Here is a 21,352-nt window from a genome sequence, read left to right as displayed (position 1 = left end):
AACTTTATTATCATTTGCGTCGTTTGAGGCTATATTGATTATACAGTGATATAAAGTGAGGTTTTCCACTATGGAATTAGGACAATTTTCGGTTAGCTTGGCAGTGAAAGACATTGTTAAATCCAAAGCATTTTATGAAATGCTTGGGTTTATAACCCATGAAGGCTGTGGCAGCGTTGAAGATAAATGGCTGATATTACAAAAAGACACTACTGTTATCGGATTATTTGAAGGTATGTTTGAAGATAATATTCTTACGTTTAATCCCTTGGATGTCAGATCAATAGAAGCTCATATTCGTAAAAATGGTTATCCAATCGATTCTGAAACTCAAGGAGAGTCAGGGCCTGCCCACTGTACTTTAAAAGACCCTGACGGCAATGTAATTATGTTTGATCAACACCAATGAGTTGTTCAGAATTAACCTGCTGGAAATGTGGCAACCGTCTAACCGATGTTATATTTCCTATGTCTCGCCGAGAAGAATGTGCCAACTGTGGTGCAGATCAGCATGTTTGTAAAATGTGTAAAGATTACGACGGACGAGGTGGCTGCAATGAACCAAGGGCTGAGCAAGTAAGTGATCCTGAAAAGGCAAATTTCTGTGACTATTTCTCACCTTCTGGTAAAACCTTTGCTCAAACTCAGGATCACAAAGCACAACACGCCAAAGCACAATTGGCCGCCCTATTTGGTGAAGAGCCCGAAGTGAAGGATGTGGCAGAATCTGAAGATAAACAATTAACGCCCGCGCAAATAGCCGAACAAAAATTACGGGACTTGCTAGGGGATTAATGAATTCAGCGGAATAAATTACGTCCTATATTTGACATTTTGGGCTCGGATTCCATGGCCTAAAGACCATGCTACGGATTTCTGTTGTAGGTGGGTGCTTTAGCCCCGCAATGTGTTTGAGATATTCCATGGCCTAAAGACCATGCTACGGATTTCTGTTGTAGGCGGGGGCTTTAGCCCCGCGATGGGATTGAGATATTCCATGGTCTAAAGACCATGCTACGGATTTCTGTTGTAGGTGGGTGCTTTAGCCCCGCGATGGCTTTGTGATATTCCATGGCCTAAAGACCATGCTACGGATTTCTGTTGTAGGTAGGTGGGTGCTTTAGCTCCGCGATGGCATTGACATATTCCATGGCCTAAAGACCATGCTACGGATTTCTGTTGTAGGTGGGGGCTTCAGCTCCGCGATGGCTTTGTGATATTCCATGGCCTAAAGCCCATGCTACGGGTTTCTGTTGTAGGTGGGTGCTTTAGCCCCGCGATGGCTTTGTGATATTCCATGGCCTAAAGACCATGCTACGGATTTCTGTTGTAGGTGGGTGCTTTAGCCCCGCAATGTGTTTGTGATATTCCATGGCCTAAAGACCATGCTACGGATTTTTGTTGTTTAACCCAACAATTGGCCTATAAAAAAAACTAATAACGGTTGCATTTGAATGGAAATGTTATACTATAACGTCCCGGTTTTAATAGGGTAAGATTTAAACTTGATCTTATATCCTGCATTTAATGTAAAACTGAATTAAATAAGCATAACGTGAGAGGTTTAGTTAGCGCCATGGCAACATCTGAAAATAAATCAGTAATGGATAGAGTAGGGATCTGGACGTCCAGTATCTGTGCTTTGCATTGTTTGCTGTTGCCTATTCTCATTCCGCTTGTGCCCTTTGTCAGCGCGAGCTTTTTTGCTCAAGATTGGTTTGAAAAAACGATTCTGACCTTATCGATGATAGTAGGTTTCTGGGCCCTTCTTTTCGGGTTCTATCGATACCACAGACAATTATATCCAATATACAGCTTGCTCTTAGGTGGCTTAATTTATTGGAACAAAGATATGTTTGGTGAGGCTTATGAACCATTTACTATTGGTTTGGGAGCGCTACTGATCGTTGCAGCACATGTTGCCAATATTCGTTTGTGCAAAAGCTGCGATACTTGTCACGATTGTGAGTCTAGTCAACAGCCGAATCAGTAAGAGCTAATCTGGCATTGAGTGGATTATTGCAAAATACTGCGTCCACTCCCCATTTTTGCAATTGTAATAAGTCTTCAGGCTGATCAACGGTATAAACACCCATTTTAAGTCCTCTTCGTTTCGCATCGTAAACAAAATTTTTGTCTACAAATGTCACATCAGCATTAACAAACTCAGCGCCTAAGTTTTCAGCAAATGCAGCGTAGTCAACTGGCTTATTTGCAGTTAGTGCGCCTATTCTTGAAGTAGGTGAAATCGTTTTAATGGCTTTTAGTAAATGATGATCAAATGACGAATACAAAATATTTGAGCATGGAATAGATAAGGTTATACAGGCTTGCTGAACGTATTTTAGGAGCAAAGGAATATCCCTAACGCCCTTCAATTCAATGTTGATTTGACAGGATTGACCGATACATTCTAGCGCTTCAAATAGGGTCGGTACTGTTTCCCCTTCTCCTGCATCTAATTTTCTGATTTGCTCAAGTAATAATGAATCTATATTACCAATGCCATTGGTAGTGCGATGAAGCCAGCGATCATGAATTAAAATAAATTCGTTTTGATGTTGGAATACATCAAATTCAATGCCATCGGCTTGCTGGGAAATTGCCGTTTTAAGAGCAAGTAAGGTGTTTTCTGGTGCCAGCGCACTGGCACCACGGTGAGCGTATATAAACACGTAAAATCCATTAATCGCTAGCCTAATAAAAGGAACTATTTGCGATGCAGTTTTTGGGCGTTTACAGTCTCGTAGATTGCTGCAGAAATTACCAGTGTTCCACCGAGAAAAGTTTGCCAGTTAGGTTTTTCATCAAGCACGATAATGGCCAGAATCACGCCATAAAAAGGCTGCATACAGGCTACCAACGCAAAGGTTTTAACCCGTAGATGTTTTAAGCTAGTCGCAATCAAGGCATGGGGTAGGGCGGTTAAAAAGATACCTAGCACCACTAACCACATATAGGTTTCACTACTGGCCGTGAAAAAGTCGTCGGAAACAAAAAATAACAGGCTAATTAATATCACTAACGTCTGGTAAGCCATTGCGTGGGAGCCAGAGTAGTGAGAAAAATACTTTCGATGGCATAAGTTTCTAAGTGCGTAAAGTACCGCAGAAAGCATGCCTATAAGAATTCCTAAGGTTACGTCATTTTTTAAAGAAATTTCAGGAACGATCAGGAAAATACCAATAAATACCACGATTGCGCTGACAACGTCCTGCCAAACTAAACGAATTCCTTCAAAGAACGGCTCTAACAAAACCGCGATAACGGGGAAGGTGAAAAGTGCAATCATACCAACTGACACTGACGAGTACTGCATGGCTGCAAAATACGTTACCCAATGCGCTGACATCAACAAACCAAGGGCTAAGGCAACCCAATAATCCTTAATATTATTAAGGCGCAAGCTAGCCCCTGAGAGCTTGACTAACAATGCCAACACGATACAAGCAACCAATGAACGCCCAAATGTAATATCGGTAGCGGACAGAGGAATAATTTTAGACATTAATGCCGTGGCACCTAACAATATTACGGTTAGGTGCAAAGACCATAGGCTTCGTTTTACTGGATGCATGAATCTTAGTCTTTTAGCGTGGCGAAAACTTCACCTAGTCGTGTTGTGTCACCGTTGGACTGACCGTTGAACTCGATCATTTCCGGTTCAAAACAGGCAACAATAGTAGAGCCCAGTTTGAACAGTCCCATTTCCTCGCCTTTGGCCAAAGTAATGGTATTTTCGCTATCTTTGGGATAACGCCAATGTTGAACATTTTTCCCTGCAGGGGGAGTTACCGTACCAGCCCAAATTGTTTCGATACTGGCAACTATAGTTGCACCTACCAATACAATGGCGAACTTACCGTGCTCAGACTCAAATACGCATACAACACGCTCATTGCGGGCAAATAGTCCTGGTACGTTTTCGGTGGTGAGAGGGTTTACTGAAAACAGCTCTCCGGGTACATAAATCATGTCCGTCAGTACACCGTCCATAGGCATATGGATACGATGGTAATCTTTCGGTGATAGATAAATGGTAGCGAATTTTCCACCTTGAAAAGGTGCAGCAATATCTGGATTACCACCTAAAAGAGTAGTCAGACTGTAATTATGACCTTTGGCTTGGAAAATGGTATCAAAATCAATGTCGCCCAATTGACTTACTGTGCCGTCTACTGACATCGCTAATTGCTTAGGATCATCACAAATTGGGCGCACACCTTCTTTTAATTCTCGGGTAAAAAATTCATTAAATGTGCGGTAGTGGTCAGGCTCTGAAAATTTAGCCTCTGACATGTCAACGTTATATTGTTTAATAAACAACTTAATCAATGCGGTGGTTAATCCACCTGCTTCACTAGCTGCCAGCTTACCCACTAGTCTGGATAGCAAGTGTTTAGGCAATATGTATTGTAACTTAATTTTGAACCAACTGATCAAGACCGGAGCCTCCGTAATTTCGACCAAGTTATTGTATCGTATATTGTAATTTTAGTCTGAGAATGAGTCGGTCTAACTCATGCCATTTTGATGGGGAGTAGAAAAACGCCCCATTTTTAGGGGCTTAGAAGCCTATTGTGGAAACAAAAGATTACATTTAAGTTGGAATTGCGCGGTTTGGTCTGTTGTCTTCCATTGAAGATAATATCTTATGGTAACTGGCATATCGTTGCTGAGATATTTCGCCATTTAACGCTGCCTGCTTAATGATACAACCCGGATCATCTAAATGCTTACAGTCTCGAAATTTACAGCCGCCAATATAATCTCTAAATTCAATGAATCCTGAGGTCACTTTTTCTACAGGCAGATGCCAAAGAGCGAATTCCCTGACGCCCGGTGAATCAATAAGATCTCCGCCTCCTGGGAAGTGTAACATTTTAGCCGCAGTGGTCGTATGTTGGCCTAAACCTGAATTGTCTGAGATGTCGCCAATTGCCTCATCTGCATCAGGGAGCAATTGATTGACGATACTCGATTTCCCCACTCCTGATTGACCTACAAATACGCTAATTTTGTCTGATAAAATGTGTTTAAGTTGTTCTATACCTTCACCGGTTTTACAACTGGTAAGTAACACTTGGTAACCTATATCTCTGTATATTTGTAGTTCTTTATCAACGGCTAAACGTGCATCTTCATCTAGCATTTCAATTTTGTTTAACAGCAAAACAGGTTGAATCTGAACATCTTCAGATGCAACTAAGTAACGATCAATAATATTCAATGAAAGCGCCGGTAAAACTGAACTCACAATTATGATTTGGTCGATGTTGGCGGCAATTGGCTTAACACCATCATAAAAATCAGGTCGAGTGAGAACGGAAGTTCGGTCATGGACTAATTCAATGATGCCGCTCACCCCTTCATTGACATCTTTGCCGGGACGAAATTCAACTTTATCACCGCAAACCACACTGCCAATAGTGCGTCGCATGTAGCACTTGGTGATCTCCCCGGATTCATCTTGTACGTCAGCATGTTTACCAAAACGTCCAATAACGGTTCCATTTCGGCTATCAGCTAATTGTTCATCGTTTTGAAAAGACTCTTTGGTGGAAAGCCTTTTTTGACGGTTGGTAGAGACCTGTCGTTTTTGTTTTTTTGTTAACTTTGGTTTTTTTGCCACGTTTACTTTACTTAATTTGGCTCGTAAGACTCATACATGTTAACGTCAGCGCGTGAATTTTGATAATATTTTATTTGGCTTGGCTTATCGGCAAGCTAAATCCTGAAAGATACGCTTGGTGAGATAGATAGTTTAAAACTGTCGAATAGTTGAAGAAAAAACCAGTTGGCCCATTAATAAGGTTTGTATTATGCCATTAAATAACGAAAATTTAGTTTGGATAGATCTTGAAATGACCGGACTTGAACCTGAAACCGATGTCATTTTAGAAATTGCTACTATTGTCACCGACAAAAACCTCAATGTTCTAGCAGAGGGGCCGGTTTTAGCGATTCATCAAAGCAATGAGATACTCGACAACATGGATGCTTGGTGTGTTGATGTGCACGGTAAGTCGGGCTTAACAGATCGTTGCAAAGCCAGCTCAATAGATGAGAAAGAGGCAGTAAAACAAACAATTGCATTTTTACAGCAATATGTTCCCAGTGGAGCTTCCCCATTATGCGGTAACACTATCGGGCAAGATCGTCGATTTCTTGTGAAATATATGCCAGACCTAGAAAACTATTTTCATTATCGCAGTATTGATGTCAGTACATTAAAAGAGCTAATTAAACGTTGGAAGCCTGAAGTTTTGGACGGATTCCATAAAAAAGGTACTCATCAAGCCTTAGATGATATTCGAGAGTCTATCGAGGAATTAGTTTATTACCGTCAGCATGTGTTCAATATATAAGCGTAATGATTATATTTTTAGCAATTAAAGCAACTTAACTAAATTAATTGAAAATAACACTTGATTCGTTAAATTATTTTTGTACAATGCGCACCCGGTTTAGGATGAACCGAAAGCAAAACGGCAAATCAGGAATTGCCAACCACCACCAAAATGCGGGAATAGCTCAGTTGGTAGAGCACGACCTTGCCAAGGTCGGGGTCGCGAGTTCGAGTCTCGTTTCCCGCTCCAATTTTCTAAATGAAATCTATCTATACATCTAAAGATAACTTTCCCAAACAGGGAATCTGTTATTACTTTACTCGTTCCTGATAACCATAACTTCACTGTTAACCGTTCTTCTTGAGCGTCGAAGTTCAGCGATTATTTTAGCTTGATACTCATTATAAAATAGCTCACACTCTCGTGGTCCAACCAGTAAGTGGAGAATACACCATGTCAGTTAAAAGCCCGTTAAAACAATTTGTCGATAAAGCCAATCAATACCCTCAATGGCTGAGTCAATTTCTGATGACAACTTTGTTCCGCTATAAAGTAAAGTTGGTGGGCACTGCTAAAATCGACATTGTTGAAACGGACGGGGTCTCTGCAACCTTAAAATTGAAAAATAGGCGTAAGGTTCGTAATCATATTGGCACTGTTCATGCGGCTGGTATGGCGTTGTTGGCTGAATCCGCCACCGGATTTGTGGTTGGTATCAATTTACCAGCAGATAAAATTCCGTTAATCAAAACGATGAACCTGAACTATGTCAAACGCTGTACCGGAGATATTACTGCTAAGGCGTGGCTGACTGAGGAACAAATTGAATTAATGCAACACCAGCCAAAAGGTGAAATTACAGTGCAAGTTGTGATTACTGATGGAGCAGATATTGTACCCCTTGAAGCTGAGATGATATGGGCCTGGGTGCCGAAAAAATAACCCTCCAATTGGCAAATCTGCCGTCCCGGCTCAAAAGGGATAATACAATGCTCAAAAGGGATAATACAATGCTCAAAATCAGAACGAAATTGGGGCTTGGTATATAAATTATTTATCAACTTTCTTAGCCAACAAGTACGAATTTGAATAAGCGTTTTTTTCTATCCGTAATTTTTCCTTTTAGCCTCGTTTCAATAGTTCTTTTGGCCTATTTTATGCTAATGATTTATGCACCTTAATAGTTCATTAACCTCAACCCTGTAGCGGATCTGCGACGAATTTTACCCGACTTTAAATTGTCATCAAATTTTTATTGACACTAGGTCGTTTTGGTTTTATTTATCCACTTGAATAGACGCACCAATTTGTGTTTTTGTTGTGAATTGCAATAACCAATTTGGAACCAGTTTTTAAGATTGATTATTTTTTGTTTTTTGGGATGTCCATCATGGCAAATATTACAAGAGATTCTTTGACAAAACGCGTTTTCAGCGATGTGAAAAATTATCCTTACGGCTTTTCACGTTCTGGAGACTTTTCGATTAATGAGAGCAAGGCGTTAAGTCAATACGGTGCCTTATATGCTGCTTTAGTAGATGGTGTTATTTCACCTGAAACCGAAGAAGATCAGCACTTTATTGAATCGGCATTTGGAAAGGTAGAACCTGAAACTGTTTCGGAGCGTGCTTGGTTAAAATACCAAAAACGCATTAGTCGACCAAAACTGGGCAGTATCTACGGCAACAAGCCTTCTCATCTGAATGACGATGACGAAGACGCGTCAATAAATGACGATGTAGAGTTAGAAGTGGATATGGATTCCTAAAAGCGTGTAAATAAAATGTAAATTCATCCTATTTATGGCTATTTTAAGCTTGATAATAGGATGTTCATCCTAAAAAAACGGTATATTGGGATATATATCTCACTTTATGCCGTTTTGCTGTTTTATCTTCCTAATCTGTCACGTATAGTCCCTCTATAAATCTAACAGTCACTAATTAATTACACAGGAGGATGTCTGGTGGAAATGATGTCAGGTGCAGCTATGGTAGTTCGCGCCCTTAAAGATTCTGGAGTTACGCATGTGTTCGGATACCCAGGTGGTGCCGTTCTCGACATTTATGATGCTTTGTATGCACAAGATGACGTCAAGCATGTACTCGTCCGCCACGAACAAGCCGCAGCCCATATGGCTGATGGTTATGCTCGCTCTACAGGAAAAACTGGTACTGTTTTAGTGACATCGGGACCCGGAGCAACCAATACAATTACCGGTATTGCCACTGCTTATATGGACTCAATTCCTATGGTTGTGTTGTCTGGTCAGGTGCCTTCAATGCACATAGGTGAAGATGCATTCCAAGAAACTGATATGGTGGGTTGTTCACGTCCAATCGTAAAGCATAGTTTTTTGGTTAAACGAGCAATCGATATTCCTATGGCCATCGCTAAAGCATACTACATCGCTAATACCGGCCGTCCAGGTCCTGTGGTTGTTGATTTGCCAAAAGATTTAGTGAATGTGCTTGAATCTCATCCTTATGAATATCCTTCTGATGTGACTATGCGTTCTTACAACCCAACGTTGAAAGGACACAGTAAACAGATTAGAAAAACTGTTGATACTTTAGTTAGTGCAAAAAGACCTGTGCTTTATGTTGGTGGTGGTGCAATTACCTCTGAAGCCTCTGCATTAATTACTGAGTTGGCCGAGAAACTTAATGCCCCTGTAACTTCGACGTTAATGGGCTTGGGAGCGTTCTCAAGCGTACATGAGCAGTTCGTTGGCATGTTGGGTATGCATGGTACTCTTGAAGCTAATAAAACGATGCACAACGCCGATTGTATTTTTGCCTTAGGCGCACGCTTCGATGATCGTGTGACTAACAATGTGGAAAAATTCTGTCCCCATGCAACTATTATCCACGTTGACATCGATCCCGCGTCAATTTCTAAAACCGTTGCTGTGCACATACCTGTAGTCGGTTCCGTTGATAAGGTTGTTGAGCAAGTATTAAGTCAACTTAATAAAAAAGACTTATCAGGACAGAAACAAAAGCTTGCGGATTGGTGGAATCAAATCAATTCGTGGCGTGATCTTAAGTGCTTAGATTATCAGAAAAATGATGACGTCATTAAGCCACAGCAAGTTATCGAAGCATTGTATAAACATACAAACGGTGATGCATATGTGAGTTCTGATGTTGGTCAACACCAGATGTTTGCTGCGCTTTATTATCCTTTTGCAAAACCGAGAAGATGGATCAATTCAGGTGGTCTTGGCACCATGGGCTTTGGTTTGCCTGCCGCCATGGGTGTTCAAATGGCTAATCCTGAAGCCGTTTCCGTAGTGGTAACGGGTGACGGTAGTATTCAAATGAATATCCAAGAGTTATCTACTTGCTTGCAATATAACTTGCCAGTCAAAATTATTTCATTGAATAACCGCGCGTTAGGCATGGTAAGACAATGGCAAGATATGATTTATAAAGGTCGCCATTCTCATTCGTATATGGATTCTATGCCTGATTTCGTTAAATTGGCTGAAGCTTATGGCCATGTTGGCATTAAAGTTAATCATCCATCTGAGCTTGATGAAGCAATGGAGAAGTGTTTTGCCTTAAAAGATCGCTTGGTCTTTATGGATATAGCAATAGATCAGAATGAACATGTATATCCCATGCAAATCAAATACGGTGCTATGGATGAAATGAGATTAAGTAAAACGGAGCGTACCTGATGAGAAGAATTATCTCTGTATTGATGGAAAACGAACCAGGTTCATTGTCACGCATTGTGGGCGTGTTTTCTCAACGTGGATATAACGTTGATTCACTGTGCGTAGCACCTACTACAGACTCAAGCCTTTCGCGTTTGACCATAGTGACCCACGGTGATGACAAAGTGATTGAGCAAATTACTAAACAGGTAAACAAGTTAATAGATGTACTAAAAGTTACTGATTTAACCGATGGAACCCATGTTGAACGTGAGTTGATGCTAATTAAAGTTGCCGCGAAAACGGATTTAGTGCGCTCTGAAGTGAACCGTACTGTTGATATTTTTCGCGCTCAAATAGTGGACACAGATGCAAAAAATTACACGATTCAAGTAACTGGAACGAGTGATAAATTGGATGCGTTTGCGCAAGCCATGTGGGCTCAGACTGAAGTTATTGAGTCTTCCAGAACGGGAGTTTGTGGTTTGGCTCGCGGTGAAAAGTCACTAAGAGTATAGATTGTAAAACAGTAAACTGTAGCTGGGACGCCCGTCCCAGTTACAGATTTAAGTCATTACCCAAAGCCCCTCGGCCATTATAATCCATTTATGCAACTAGCCAATGCTATGGTTTAGTTCAATTCCATGGCCTAAAGTCCATGCTACACCTGATTTATTTGGCGTCGCTTCCCGTCAGAATTACCGGCGCGCCACCAGTTGAAATGCGTGTTGCGTCACCCGCTACCTCTTGCATCTCGGCACTTTCCAATGTTTGCTGCAACGCCTCTGCTGAAGGAAAGGGCATGGAAAACATTTGATAGAATGGGGATGGGTTTTGCGGTTGTGAATCAAATTTGGTTACAGTATAAGGTTTATGGTCTGTGGGGATGTTCATTTTCTCATGAAGCAACGATATATGTGCTGGATAATCGATCTCGAATTGAGCCACATCAGTTGGTTGAGGGTATAAAACAACTAATTTAACTTCTGACATAATGCATTTCCTTATTATTAATAGTTCTGCAGCGGCATTGTTAACAGAACTCTAAACCATATCGCCTTGGGCTGTGGCAACACTAGAAACTTCAGCAATTAACCCAACTAGAGGTTACGAATGCCTCAACTGAATCTCGAAAAGTTATTTATCATTGATTTTGCGCTTTTACTTTTGTATTACATAGAACCCTTAACTACTCGATAAAGTAAGTACCCCAACCATCGTAGTGTATATTATGTTTGTCAGCGATTTTTAGCAGTGTATCCGTATCTTTATTGATCAAATCAATATCTAGCATTCTTTCTACAACAGCATCAAAGCAGAATACGGTGCCACCATCGTCTAACATCAACTCTTCGGCATCACCCACTTCAAAACCCGCTTTGAAAGCATCTACAGCTGCTTTTTCGAGGACATCAAAATCAGAATGAGCAAAATGATATTCGATAGTGTGTGGCAATTCTGCATTGCTTCCGTCTTCAATTAAAGCTTCAACGGTTTCTTGATTAAATTCGTACCACTCTTCTTTTTGTTCTGCATTGCTCATTGGCTATCCTTCGTTGTTTATACTTTTGAGATAATCTATTTAACTTCGTCGATTTGTGCAACTTGATTGTCAAGTTCCGCAATCTTGATTTTCATCCGGTTATGGATTTCTTTGGCCCAAGTTTTGGCGTCATGTTGTTTATCCAAGATTACGGGCTCGCTCAAGTCAATAAGCAAAGTGCCATTATCCCATCGGTTCAACTGTATTTTTTGATGTAAATTACTCGTGCTTACCATCACGATAGGTTCGTTGACAGCTTGCGCAATTCTGAATGCTCCGGTTTTAAAACTTAATAGACCACGACCTCTACTTCGTGTCCCCTCGGGGAAAAAGAATACTGAAAGTTTGCGTTGATTAATTTTGTCTATTGTTTGCTTCAAAGTATCTTTAGCTCGTCCAGAATCTTTACGGTCAATCAAGATATTGCCAGATAACCAATACAACCAACCAAAAATGGGAATCAGTACTAGGCTTTTTTTGCCCACAGAAACAACGCCCTTTTGAGCGGAAAGACACACTGTGATGAGATCATAACTATTCTGATGGTTTGCAACAAAGACGAAAGGGCCACCATTTTTAACGCTGGTTGGCACATTGACCTTTACTTTCAAGCCTATCATGGGTGCAATAGCACCATATACCTTGCCAATAACATGCACGTTGTTACGATGAAATGGACGCACTAGGCACATCACAATCATTGCTAAACTTGCAAGTGTAAAATAGCACAAAATGAATATCACTCGTCCAATAGCTAACACGTGTACTCTCAAATAAAAAATGGGCGGTGAGTATACAATGTTTCTGATTAATACCAAATCTTAACCTAATCTAGTTATAAGCGACTTTTTCAGAAATTAACTCTGTTCACGGCAGTGCTTAACCAATAAAGTAGAGATATGCTGTGTAGATCGTGTTCAGATGGTCGATAACTATTAGTTATTATTGAACTTTGTGATATTGCTTGAGGTAAATCAAATTGATGCAAACCTTTACTCCAGAAGATCTTGATGATGATATCTTGAATGATCTCCTCGATGAAATTAATGAACTTTATGAGGCCAGTGAGCAAACTCTAATTGAATTGGAGCTGCGACCAGAAGACAACGAGCTGCAACGTTCGCTCTTTCGCTCAGTGCACACTATCAAAGGGGATTTAGGCTTAGTTAACTTTAAACCTCTGTTGCCGTTGCTCCAACACGTTGAAGATCTGCTCGATTTTTTACGCAAAAACCAAGTTAGATATACCAGTACAATGAGTGATCTGGTTTTGCTAACCATGGACAGAGTTAAAATCTTCGTGGAAAGTTGCTTCGAAAAGGGTTTTGCTCAGTACGATCCAGAGCTGTATCGTCTGTTAGTTAACCATGTAGCGAAAATCACCCCGGAAAATTCTGCTTCTCATGAGCAACTGCTATCTGATGCGGTGCTGTTACTCAATCCTGATTTAGACCACACGGCAGCAGATGTTATCGAAGAAGCTGCAGGTGAAACCACACCATCGCGGTCAGTCACATTGGCTAATACCGGTATTCCTAAAGGGTTAAGTAATGAAAAACAAATGGACATTTTGTTTTTCAGAGAACTCATGAAACCGATAGAGCGACGTTCTATGTATTGGGAAGGGCGCGGAGATCGCATTGCAAAGTTGGCTTTTTATATCAATAGCATTGCGGGTAATCCAATTGAAGAAGATCAGCTTGCCGTAGCCTGTTATGTGCACGATTTTGGAATGGCCTTTATGCCTCTTAGTATTTTACACAAAGAAGGTAAATTGACTGCCAATGAGTTTAATTTGGTGCGTTCACACGTGTATAAGAGCTCAAGATTATTAGAACATCTTGATCAATGGAATAGTGCACGAAAAATTGTGATGCAACATCACGAACGCATCGATGGAAGTGGCTACCCACTAGGTATTAAGGACAAAGATATCTGTGAAGGTGCAAGATTGTTAGCCATTTTAGATAGTTTTGATGCGATTACTCACAGTCGTGCTTACACTGGACATAATCAACAGCCTAAGAAAAGAGCAGTGGTTGAGATAAATAGAGCGGCGGAAGGTCAATATTGTAAAACTTGGCTTGGACATTTCAACCGAGGAATGGCAGTTTTACTTACCAAAGGATAATTTTGTTATAGAAGGATTTAGCAAGCTGGATTATTGATTTCCAGCTTGCCTACCTACAGTCACTATTCAGCCTGTGCAGTAATGAATGAACCTATTTGCGTAGCGTTGCGCTTTGCAGAAAATTCAACCAAAGATTGACCAGAACAAGTAACATTGTTATCAGCTAAAACACGCTTAAGAACACGCTTTCTAGAAGAACCTAGCTCGCCAACAAAACGGTTTAATGACAATTTGAAAAGCTCTACGTCGTTGTTGACTACTGCTTTACAAAATGATGCATACTCTAAATCACCAATGAATTTTACGCTTTCAGCAGAAGACTCTGAAGCTGAAGCTGTAAATGGAACAGATAGGGCAAGCAAACTTGCTAATACTAATTTTTTCATAATGGACACCTATTTAATAAATATAAAATAAATTTTGAATCACTGATTACCTAACCAGTGAGATTTATTGTAATTAAATTTCAGTTTAATGTTGTTTTTATACTGTATAGGTTTGATTAAAATTGTGTTACACGCTTCCGAAAAACGTTACATTTGACTCTAAGTTATTGATTTAGTTTGTTTGTTAGGTTTTTCTATATATCATAAAGATATATCTTTTCTTATTTTTATATGAAAGTTGTATTGTAATTTAATTACAAAACGCCTTGCAGCCTATGTTTAACAAGGAGTTGTTAAAAGAATTAACTGTTTTTTACATCAAAACGCGAGAATTTAGGAATACCTTGCGCGGTAACTAAGCTCAAAGTGGTTGTTGCTAGTCAATTTTTCGAAGCTTATTTGATGCACCAGAAGCAATTAGCGTTCAGTTCTTTCGTTGTTTGTAGTTATTTGCTCACAGTTCGCGGAATAAAATGTGGGCTATAAGAACACAGTTAAGCATCCCTTCAGCTTTTATTCATCTTAATTGGTCCACAATGATTCTCAGATTAACAGGAAAGTTTTTGGAGTAAGCATGACCCGATTTACATTAATTAGTACTTTTTCACTAATGTTCTCAATCGCTTCGTTTTCAGCCTTGAGTGCGCAAAGTGATACAACGGAATCCATCAGTGTTACTTCTACAGAATCTCAATACGGTTCAGTGTTAGCTCAAGTGAACAAAAAAGGCGTACCGGGAAGTGTTCAAAAACAATCAATGGAGTCAGTTTCATTAGATAAAGCTGAAGCCCACAAAATGCGGCAAGCGGCAGCGCCTTTAACTAGGCCACTTGATCGTGACTTACGTATGGTCGAAGACGATCCTGATTTTTGGATTTACGATGCAACCGTATTTTTAGATATAGATCGCGATGCTGACGGATATTACTCTGGATTCACTCTGGAATTTGATGCCGACACTATTTATACCGAAGCGGAGGTTTATGCCCGTTTATATTTGGCAAGAGGTGACGTATTTGAAGAATATCACACTACCTCGCTATTTTTTATCAACGGTGATTCTAGTTCAGATAGCTATGTTATTGAGAGTGACCTGCAAACTGGTTTTCCTCCCGGTGATTATGAGTTGTTAATTGAACTCTATGACACCTATGACAATCGTTTAGTCGCGATCTCTGATGGATATAGTGATGCAGACTTAAGTTTACTCACACTTGAGAGTCAAAGTTACGAACAGCCACAAGTAATTATCGTCACTGAACACGGTGGAAGTTTTGGATTTCTTACCTTGTTGTTAATACCAATACTAATGGGAAGAGTATTTTTCACAAGAAGTTAGGTTTGGTTAGGTAAGATTTTCTGGGAGCTTAGGCTCCCTTTTTTTATGAGTCTAATTTGTACAAAGAAATTTTATTTAAGATCTTGAAGTTTTTGTATCAAACAATATCTACCTTGATATGCCAATTTGGGCTGACTTAGGCTAGCATGCTCGCCACAGTTTTGAATGTTGTATTAACTCACCCTTTTGTATTTAGCGGAGATTAAGTTTGAATAAAAGTATTGCCACTAATGGTTTGGCCGCACTGTTAGTGTTGGTTGGTTTCGGTTTAGATAATAGCATAGTGAAAACCGTGGGGTTATTTGCTTTGTCAGGGGCACTTACCAACTGGTTAGCCGTTCATATGTTATTTGAAAAAGTCCCTGGATTATACGGTTCTGGCGTGATTCCTGAGCATTTTGAAGACTTCAAATTAGGTATTCGAAATTTGATTATGGAGCAGTTTTTTAATAGCGAAAATATTCAACGTTTCTTGACGGATAATAAGCCTTCTTTAGCTATACATGTGGGCGCGCTGCTCAAAAAAGTGGATTTAAACCCCACGTTTGATTCGTTGGTAGCGGTGATTAAAGAGTCTTCATTTGGGCAAATGCTTGGTATGTTTGGAGGTGAAGCAGCCTTAGAGCCCCTCAAACAGCCCTTTGTTACTAAAATGGAAACATCACTTGAAGGTATAGTTCAAGACCCAGCATTTATGGCTGCTCTGCAAGAACAACTCGCTGGATCCAATTCCAATGACGATCTCATAGCAAATATTAATAAAATTGTTGAGCAGCGTTTAAATGAGCTCACGCCAACCATGGTAAAAGTACTCGTACAACAAATGATTAAACAGCATTTGGCTTGGTTAGTGGTATGGGGAGGTGTATTCGGTGGTTTAATTGGTTTAATAGCGGCAATCTTTGTTTAGACCGGGGGATGGCTAACTTGATGACGACTAGGTTTAAGCTGACTTAAGCCTTTTTCATTGTTCTCGCCAGTTAGCACTGAGCTAACTAGCGCAGAAACTAAAAACCCCGGTACAACCGGGGTTTGTGTTTAGAAAAAGATTAAACTCAGAGTGCTTGAATTGTATCTCGCTGTTCGTTGAGTTTATTTATCTGCATTTGGAAGTCATCCAATTTAGCTTTTTCTTTGTTAATAACAGCTTCAGGAGCATTGCTGACAAATTTCTCATTGCTCAGTTTACCTTGTGTACGGGCAAAATCTTTTTCGATTTTGTCCAAGGCTTTAGCAATTCGCGATAGTTCCGCGTCTTTATCTATCAGACCTGCCATTGGGATAAGAATTTCCATTTCGCCCACAAGTGCTGTCGCTGAGGCTGGCGCTTTATCGCCGGCTTTCAGCTCTGTAATGCTCTCAAGCTTCGCCATTTTTGCTAAGAAACTCTCACTCAAGTCTAAGCGAGACTGATCTTTGTCACTGACATTTTTCAAAAGTACATTGAGGGGTTTATTGGGTGATATATCCATTTCACCACGAATGTTACGTATTCCTACAATGAAGCTTTTCACCCATTCAATATCGGCTAATACACTTTCGTTTTGACGGGGAGCATCTAATTCAGGAAATGGTCTTTCCATGATGCTATCGCCTTCAAGCCCACATAAAGGTGCCACTCTTAACCAAATTTCGTCCGTAATAAATGGCATAATAGGGTGCATAAGACGCAATAGACTTTCCAGAACATTGATAAGTGTATGTCGGGTGCCTCGTTTTTGCGCATCAGTGCTGGTTTCAGCATTCAGAACTGGTTTAGACAACTCTAAGTACCAATCACAGAATTGATTCCAAGTGAACTCATATACAGCTTGGGCGGCAATATCAAAACGATAATCTTTGAGCGCCGATTCAAATTCACTTAGGGTTTGTTGAAAACGTGCCCAAATCCATTTATCAGCGAGACTTAATTCCAACTCACCACCCTGAATGCCGGTATCTTGTTCTTCGGTATTCATTAATACAAAACGTGAAGCATTCCACAATTTATTGCAGAAGTTACGGTAACCTTCCACTCTGCCCATATCAAAGTTGATATCTCTGCTGGTGGATGCCATTGCTGCAAAGGTGAAACGCAACGCGTCAGTGCCATAGGCATTGATACCATCTGGGAATTGTTTGGTCGTGCGTTTGGTTATGGCTTTAGCTTTTTGCGGCTGCATCATGCCCGCGGTACGCTTTTCCAATAACGCTTCTAAGGTAATACCGTCAATTAAATCGATGGGATCAAGCACGTTGCCTTTCGATTTAGACATTTTATCCCCTTGCTCATCACGAATAAGTCCAGTGATGTATATTTCTTTAAAGGGAATCTTGCCGGTGAATTTTTTGGTCATCATGATCATTCTGGCTACCCAGAAGAAGATAATGTCGAAGCCAGTTACCAGCACTGAACTAGGCACAAAAGTTTCTAATTCCGGTGTCTCTTTCGGCCAGCCCATAGTGGCGAATGGCCAAAGGGCGGATGAAAACCAGGTATCCAATACGTCTTCATCTTGGCGTAAATTAACATCTGCGCCTAGATTGTGTTTTTCACGCACTTCGGCCTCATTGCGGCCTACGTATATGCCCCCTTTATCGTCATACCATGCTGGAATTCTATGGCCCCACCATAATTGACGTGAAATACACCAATCTTGAATGTTGTACATCCATTGGTAATAGGTTTTATTCCAGTTTTCTGGGACAAATTTTATCTCACCGCTTTCTACCGCTTCAATCGCAGGTTTGGCTAAAGATTCAACGGCAACATACCATTGGTCTGTTAAGTAAGGTTCGATTACCGCACCTGTGCGATCGCCTCTAGGCACTTTTAGTTTGTGATTTTCGACTTTAACTAAAATATCCGCCGCTTCTAAATCTGCGACAATTTGTTTACGCCCATCAAAGCGGTCTAGCCCTCGATATTGCTCCGGAGCGGTATCATTTATTTTTGCGTCTGCCGTGAAAATATTAATCATTTCTAGGCTATGGCGTTTACCCATCTCATAATCGTTAAAATCATGGGCTGGGGTAATTTTCACGCATCCAGTACCAAATTCCGGATCCACATAATCATCAGCGATTATCGGAATTTCTCTTCCAGTTAGCGGTAATGTGATGCTTTTACCAATTAAACTTTGATAACGTTCATCATCTGGGTGCACTGCCACGGCGGTATCGCCAAGCATTGTTTCTGGTCTTGTTGTCGCTACCACTAGCTCGCCACTGCCATCCGTTAGCGGGTAGCGCATGTGCCACATGAAGCCATCTTCTTCTTCGTTTAACACTTCTAAATCAGACACTGCGGTGTGTAACACTGGGTCCCAGTTTACTAGGCGTTTACCACGATAAATTAGACCTTCTTCGTGCAATTTAACAAATACTTCTTGAACTGCTTCAGACAGGTCAGGATTCATCGTAAATGCTTCTCTTTCCCAGTCTGGAGAAGTACCTAAGCGGCGCATTTGTTGAGTAATATTACCGCCTGATTCCTCTTTCCAATCCCAGATTTTGTCGACAAAGGCTTCTCGGCCTAAATCATGGCGGGTTTTACCTTGTGCATTTAATTGGCGTTCTACAACCATTTGGGTGGCAATACCTGCATGGTCAGTTCCACATTGCCAGAGAGTATTATCGCCTTTCATTCGGTGATAACGAATCAGTGAATCCATGATGGTATGCTGGAAAGCATGTCCCATATGTAGGTTACCAGTAACATTCGGTGGTGGTAACAAAATACAGTAAGGGTCACCTTTTCCGCTGGCTTTAAAATAGCCTTTTTGTTCCCAGAGTTGGTAACGGGCTTGTTCGATATTCTGTGGACTAAAAGTCTTATCCATGTTGATTCTCATTAATGCTACTCGCGGGCAGGTTATGCATGTTTAATCCTGCTGCGCGGTATTGTTTATATCTTTCTCGAGCCTGTTGCTTAGCGGTTTCTTCTGCGGGCACAAAATCGAATATTTGTTTGAAGCGCTGAGCGTCGCTGGGCACTTGGTTGGCAAGGTTGATTACCACTGGCCTATTGCCGGGGTTATTCACCTGCCAGCATATTTCCACTGGAGCGCCTCCACTTGGGCCTTCGCCACTTAAATTGTGGGGGACAAAAGCCTCCAGTGGTTGCTGCCAAAGAAGCTCATCGAAGGCTTCAGCTGATTTTTTATCGTCACAGATAACTAAACAACGGCGCTTATTACGATAGCTATTGGCGGCTAATTCACATGCTGTTAGCCAGTGCGCAGGATGCTCTTCATCTGCTTTTTCTAGCATGTAAAAAGTAACATCAGTCATTACTCTTCAGTTTCCAGTCCTGCACGATTCATCAAAAACTGGGTCATCATAGGCACGGGTCTTCCGGTCGCGCCTTTGTCTTTGCCACTGCGCCATGCCGTGCCTGCAATATCCATATGCGCCCAGTTATATTTTTTAGTGAAACGAGACAAGAAGCAGGCCGCTGTTATGGTACCTGCCGCACGTCCACCTAAGTTGGTCATGTCTGCAAATGGGCTATCCAGTTGTGATTGATATTCATCCCACAAAGGTAAGCGCCAAGCTTTATCACCACTTTGCTCTGAAGCATTTAGCAGTTCGTGAGCTAAAGGATTGTGATTACTCAATACGGCAGATGCATGGGCTCCTAAGGCAACGATACAAGCACCGGTTAAGGTAGCCATATCTACAACTAACTCAGGGTCAAATCTTTCTACGTAGGTCAATGCATCACATAACACCAAACGACCTTCGGCGTCGGTATTCAGAACTTCCACAGTTTGCCCTGACATGGTTGTTAGAATATCACCTGGACGATATGCGTTGGCATCGGGCATGTTTTCACAGCCAGCTAAAACGCCAATCACATTGAGTGGAATGTTCAGGGCGGCAATGGCATGCATAGTACCTAACACGCCCGCTGCACCACCCATGTCATATTTCATTTCGTCCATGCCTTCGCCTGGCTTAATAGAAATACCACCTGAATCAAAAGTCAGTCCTTTGCCGACCAAGACTACTGGCGCTTGATCTTTCGGGCCGCCATTGTGATGAATAATAGTCATAATCGATTCGTTAACTGAACCACGCCCGACAGCCAGATAAGAGTTCATTTGTAATTCGGCCATTTGCGCTTCATTTACCGACTCAATTTTGATGCTGGCGTAATCTTTTTCTAATATTTTTGCTTGTTCCAACAAATATGCTGGATTACAAATATTAGGTGGCATGTTAGCTACATCTCTTGTGGTTTTCATTCCAGCTGAAATAGCCAATCCGTGCTCAACAGCACGTTCGCCAGCAGGCAATTCGCGACGAGTCGGCACATTGAAAACAATTTTACGCAACGGACGACGGGGCTCGCCTTTTTTAGTTTTGAGTTGTAAGAAGGTGTATAGTGAGTCTTGAGTTGTTTCTACTGCTTGGCGGACTTTCCAATAAACATCTCGACCTTTAACATGCAGTTCACTTAAGAAACACACCGCTTCCATCGAGCCAGTTTCGTTAAGTGTCTTGATGGTTTTATCTATAATTTGCTTGTACTGACGCTCGTCTAATTCACGTTCTTTTCCGCAACCAACCAATAATACTCTTTCACTTAGAATATTAGGGACATGGTGAAGCAACAGCATTTGGCCGGCTTTGCCTTCCAAGTCGCCTCGTCGTAACAGGTTACTGATATAACCTTCGCTGATTTCGTCTAGTTGTTCTGCTACTGAGGTTAAACGTCGGGGTTCAAATACACCAACGACTATACAAGCGCTGCGTTGCTTTTCAGGGCTACCGCTTTTTACGCTAAATTCCATGCTAATTCCTCATTGTAATCGAAGTAACTGATGCTATGTTATTCAAATAATGACCAGCAATCAGTCAGCAATATATTTTCAGGATTGTCTGTCTTTTTGCTATTGCCTGACAGATTCGAAGAAATTCAAGTCCAAGAGTGGCTTTATTTAAAGTCATTCATA

The 21,352-nt window shown here is 41.0% G+C and carries 22 protein-coding genes and 1 tRNA gene; 12 read left to right on the top strand and 11 right to left on the bottom strand.

The features are described from left to right. Positions 1 to 70 precede the first annotated feature (70 nt). The 3 genes from VUI23_RS17190 (at position 71) to VUI23_RS17180 (ending at position 1,993) form a co-directional block, all read left to right on the top strand. The gene (locus tag VUI23_RS17190; RefSeq protein ID WP_342805145.1) at positions 71 to 409 is read left to right on the top strand and encodes a VOC family protein; all 339 of its coding nucleotides are present in this window, start codon (positions 71 to 73) and stop codon (positions 407 to 409) included. Beyond that, on the top strand, positions 406 to 795 hold the full coding sequence (locus tag VUI23_RS17185) for a hypothetical protein (RefSeq protein ID WP_216048790.1): 390 nt from the start codon (positions 406 to 408) through the stop codon (positions 793 to 795). Before VUI23_RS17190 ends, VUI23_RS17185 begins: the two co-directional genes overlap by 4 nt. 781 nt (positions 796 to 1,576) lie before the next feature. After that, the gene (locus VUI23_RS17180) at positions 1,577 to 1,993 is read left to right on the top strand and encodes a MerC domain-containing protein (protein ID WP_216048789.1); all 417 of its coding nucleotides are present in this window, start codon (positions 1,577 to 1,579) and stop codon (positions 1,991 to 1,993) included. Here VUI23_RS17180 and VUI23_RS17175 read toward each other — a convergent pair. The 4 genes from VUI23_RS17175 to rsgA form a co-directional block, all read right to left on the bottom strand. Continuing rightward, positions 1,971 to 2,675 (bottom strand): glycerophosphodiester phosphodiesterase family protein, encoded by a 705-nt coding sequence (locus tag VUI23_RS17175; RefSeq protein ID WP_342805143.1) that lies wholly within the window; start codon positions 2,673 to 2,675, stop codon positions 1,971 to 1,973. The two genes, VUI23_RS17180 and VUI23_RS17175, sit on opposite strands and share 23 nt — an antisense overlap. Positions 2,676 to 2,710: 35 nt before the next feature. Continuing rightward, a complete protein-coding gene (locus tag VUI23_RS17170; RefSeq protein ID WP_216048787.1) occupies positions 2,711 to 3,577 on the bottom strand; it encodes a DMT family transporter in 867 nt (288 codons plus the stop codon). A gap of 5 nt (positions 3,578 to 3,582) precedes the next feature. Continuing rightward, complete coding sequence (gene asd / locus VUI23_RS17165; protein WP_216048786.1) at positions 3,583 to 4,443, bottom strand: archaetidylserine decarboxylase; 861 nt, start codon at positions 4,441 to 4,443, stop codon at positions 3,583 to 3,585. A 157-nt stretch (positions 4,444 to 4,600) separates the two neighbouring features. After that, positions 4,601 to 5,632, bottom strand: a complete 1,032-nt coding sequence (rsgA, locus tag VUI23_RS17160; RefSeq protein WP_216048785.1) for a small ribosomal subunit biogenesis GTPase RsgA — start codon at positions 5,630 to 5,632, stop codon at positions 4,601 to 4,603. A gap of 190 nt (positions 5,633 to 5,822) precedes the next feature. Here rsgA and orn point away from each other — a divergent pair, with 190 nt between their 5' ends. The 6 genes from orn (at position 5,823) to ilvN (ending at position 10,532) form a co-directional block, all read left to right on the top strand. Further along, positions 5,823 to 6,368, top strand: coding sequence for an oligoribonuclease (gene orn / locus VUI23_RS17155; protein ID WP_216048784.1), 546 nt, complete (start codon positions 5,823 to 5,825; stop codon positions 6,366 to 6,368). Between the two features lie 155 nt (positions 6,369 to 6,523). After that, positions 6,524 to 6,599 (top strand) — tRNA-Gly (locus VUI23_RS17150). Between the two features lie 204 nt (positions 6,600 to 6,803). Continuing rightward, a complete protein-coding gene (locus VUI23_RS17145; RefSeq protein ID WP_342805141.1) occupies positions 6,804 to 7,292 on the top strand; it encodes a DUF4442 domain-containing protein in 489 nt (162 codons plus the stop codon). A gap of 448 nt (positions 7,293 to 7,740) precedes the next feature. Continuing rightward, complete coding sequence (locus VUI23_RS17140; protein ID WP_216048782.1) at positions 7,741 to 8,118, top strand: DUF413 domain-containing protein; 378 nt, start codon at positions 7,741 to 7,743, stop codon at positions 8,116 to 8,118. 198 nt (positions 8,119 to 8,316) lie between these two features. Further along, on the top strand, positions 8,317 to 10,035 hold the full coding sequence (locus tag VUI23_RS17135) for an acetolactate synthase 3 large subunit (RefSeq protein ID WP_216048781.1): 1,719 nt from the start codon (positions 8,317 to 8,319) through the stop codon (positions 10,033 to 10,035). After that, entirely contained in the window at positions 10,035 to 10,532 is a 498-nt protein-coding gene (gene ilvN, locus VUI23_RS17130) for an acetolactate synthase small subunit (RefSeq protein ID WP_216048780.1), read from the top strand. Before VUI23_RS17135 ends, ilvN begins: the two co-directional genes overlap by 1 nt. Positions 10,533 to 10,686: 154 nt before the next feature. On the opposite strand, the gene VUI23_RS17125 is transcribed toward ilvN, so the two are convergent. The 3 genes from VUI23_RS17125 to VUI23_RS17115 form a co-directional block, all read right to left on the bottom strand. Then, positions 10,687 to 11,007 (bottom strand): EthD family reductase, encoded by a 321-nt coding sequence (locus tag VUI23_RS17125; protein WP_342805139.1) that lies wholly within the window; start codon positions 11,005 to 11,007, stop codon positions 10,687 to 10,689. A gap of 196 nt (positions 11,008 to 11,203) precedes the next feature. Next, positions 11,204 to 11,557 (bottom strand): ribonuclease E inhibitor RraB, encoded by a 354-nt coding sequence (gene rraB / locus VUI23_RS17120; protein ID WP_216048778.1) that lies wholly within the window; start codon positions 11,555 to 11,557, stop codon positions 11,204 to 11,206. Positions 11,558 to 11,592: 35 nt separating this feature from the next. Then, positions 11,593 to 12,318 (bottom strand): 1-acylglycerol-3-phosphate O-acyltransferase, encoded by a 726-nt coding sequence (locus VUI23_RS17115; protein ID WP_216048777.1) that lies wholly within the window; start codon positions 12,316 to 12,318, stop codon positions 11,593 to 11,595. 221 nt (positions 12,319 to 12,539) lie between these two features. Here VUI23_RS17115 and VUI23_RS17110 point away from each other — a divergent pair, with 221 nt between their 5' ends. Next, a complete protein-coding gene (locus VUI23_RS17110) occupies positions 12,540 to 13,688 on the top strand; it encodes an HD domain-containing phosphohydrolase (RefSeq protein ID WP_216048776.1) in 1,149 nt (382 codons plus the stop codon). 62 nt (positions 13,689 to 13,750) lie between these two features. Here the strand turns inward: VUI23_RS17110 and VUI23_RS17105 are convergent, their stop codons facing one another. After that, entirely contained in the window at positions 13,751 to 14,074 is a 324-nt protein-coding gene (locus VUI23_RS17105; protein WP_216048775.1) for a DUF3718 domain-containing protein, read from the bottom strand. A gap of 574 nt (positions 14,075 to 14,648) precedes the next feature. On the opposite strand from VUI23_RS17105, the gene VUI23_RS17100 reads away from it, so the two are divergent. Then, complete coding sequence (locus VUI23_RS17100; protein ID WP_216048774.1) at positions 14,649 to 15,413, top strand: choice-of-anchor H family protein; 765 nt, start codon at positions 14,649 to 14,651, stop codon at positions 15,411 to 15,413. A 208-nt stretch (positions 15,414 to 15,621) separates the two neighbouring features. Continuing rightward, positions 15,622 to 16,323: a DUF445 domain-containing protein gene (locus tag VUI23_RS17095; RefSeq protein WP_342805137.1), complete on the top strand. Its 702-nt coding sequence runs from the start codon at positions 15,622 to 15,624 to the stop codon at positions 16,321 to 16,323. Positions 16,324 to 16,468: 145 nt separating this feature from the next. On the opposite strand, the gene VUI23_RS17090 is transcribed toward VUI23_RS17095, so the two are convergent. The 3 genes from VUI23_RS17090 to pepA are packed head-to-tail and all read right to left on the bottom strand — an operon-like array spanning position 16,469 to position 21,190. After that, positions 16,469 to 19,234: a valine--tRNA ligase gene (locus VUI23_RS17090; protein WP_342805134.1), complete on the bottom strand. Its 2,766-nt coding sequence runs from the start codon at positions 19,232 to 19,234 to the stop codon at positions 16,469 to 16,471. Next, complete coding sequence (locus tag VUI23_RS17085; RefSeq protein ID WP_342805132.1) at positions 19,227 to 19,685, bottom strand: DNA polymerase III subunit chi; 459 nt, start codon at positions 19,683 to 19,685, stop codon at positions 19,227 to 19,229. The genes VUI23_RS17090 and VUI23_RS17085 overlap by 8 nt, the downstream gene beginning before the upstream one ends. Next, the gene (pepA, locus tag VUI23_RS17080; protein WP_216048770.1) at positions 19,685 to 21,190 is read right to left on the bottom strand and encodes a leucyl aminopeptidase; all 1,506 of its coding nucleotides are present in this window, start codon (positions 21,188 to 21,190) and stop codon (positions 19,685 to 19,687) included. The genes VUI23_RS17085 and pepA overlap by 1 nt, the downstream gene beginning before the upstream one ends. Between the last annotated feature and the right edge of the window lie 162 nt (positions 21,191 to 21,352).

Source organism: Alteromonas sp. M12 (genome assembly GCF_037478005.1).
Taxonomy (GTDB): domain Bacteria; phylum Pseudomonadota; class Gammaproteobacteria; order Enterobacterales; family Alteromonadaceae; genus Aliiglaciecola; species Aliiglaciecola lipolytica_A.
Note: the sequence above shows the minus strand (reverse complement) of the source record. Positions and strands in the feature narration are given on the sequence as shown.

Excerpts from the sequence above, each read along its gene's own strand:
- orn (WP_216048784.1), top strand. The coding sequence starts at position 5,823 with ATGCCATTAAATAACGAAAATTTAGTTTGGATAGATCTTGAAATGACC.
- VUI23_RS17145 (WP_342805141.1), top strand. The coding sequence starts at position 6,804 with ATGTCAGTTAAAAGCCCGTTAAAACAATTTGTCGATAAAGCCAATCAA.
- rraB (WP_216048778.1), bottom strand. The coding sequence starts at position 11,557 with ATGAGCAATGCAGAACAAAAAGAAGAGTGGTACGAATTTAATCAAGAA.
- VUI23_RS17180 (WP_216048789.1), top strand. The coding sequence starts at position 1,577 with ATGGCAACATCTGAAAATAAATCAGTAATGGATAGAGTAGGGATCTGG.
- VUI23_RS17090 (WP_342805134.1), bottom strand. The coding sequence starts at position 19,234 with ATGGATAAGACTTTTAGTCCACAGAATATCGAACAAGCCCGTTACCAA.
- VUI23_RS17170 (WP_216048787.1), bottom strand. The coding sequence starts at position 3,577 with ATGCATCCAGTAAAACGAAGCCTATGGTCTTTGCACCTAACCGTAATA.
- VUI23_RS17100 (WP_216048774.1), top strand. The coding sequence starts at position 14,649 with ATGACCCGATTTACATTAATTAGTACTTTTTCACTAATGTTCTCAATC.
- VUI23_RS17185 (WP_216048790.1), top strand. The coding sequence starts at position 406 with ATGAGTTGTTCAGAATTAACCTGCTGGAAATGTGGCAACCGTCTAACC.
- VUI23_RS17105 (WP_216048775.1), bottom strand. The coding sequence starts at position 14,074 with ATGAAAAAATTAGTATTAGCAAGTTTGCTTGCCCTATCTGTTCCATTT.
- VUI23_RS17085 (WP_342805132.1), bottom strand. The coding sequence starts at position 19,685 with ATGACTGATGTTACTTTTTACATGCTAGAAAAAGCAGATGAAGAGCAT.
- VUI23_RS17140 (WP_216048782.1), top strand. The coding sequence starts at position 7,741 with ATGGCAAATATTACAAGAGATTCTTTGACAAAACGCGTTTTCAGCGAT.
- VUI23_RS17110 (WP_216048776.1), top strand. The coding sequence starts at position 12,540 with ATGCAAACCTTTACTCCAGAAGATCTTGATGATGATATCTTGAATGAT.
- VUI23_RS17125 (WP_342805139.1), bottom strand. The coding sequence starts at position 11,007 with ATGTCAGAAGTTAAATTAGTTGTTTTATACCCTCAACCAACTGATGTG.
- VUI23_RS17190 (WP_342805145.1), top strand. The coding sequence starts at position 71 with ATGGAATTAGGACAATTTTCGGTTAGCTTGGCAGTGAAAGACATTGTT.
- ilvN (WP_216048780.1), top strand. The coding sequence starts at position 10,035 with ATGAGAAGAATTATCTCTGTATTGATGGAAAACGAACCAGGTTCATTG.
- pepA (WP_216048770.1), bottom strand. The coding sequence starts at position 21,190 with ATGGAATTTAGCGTAAAAAGCGGTAGCCCTGAAAAGCAACGCAGCGCT.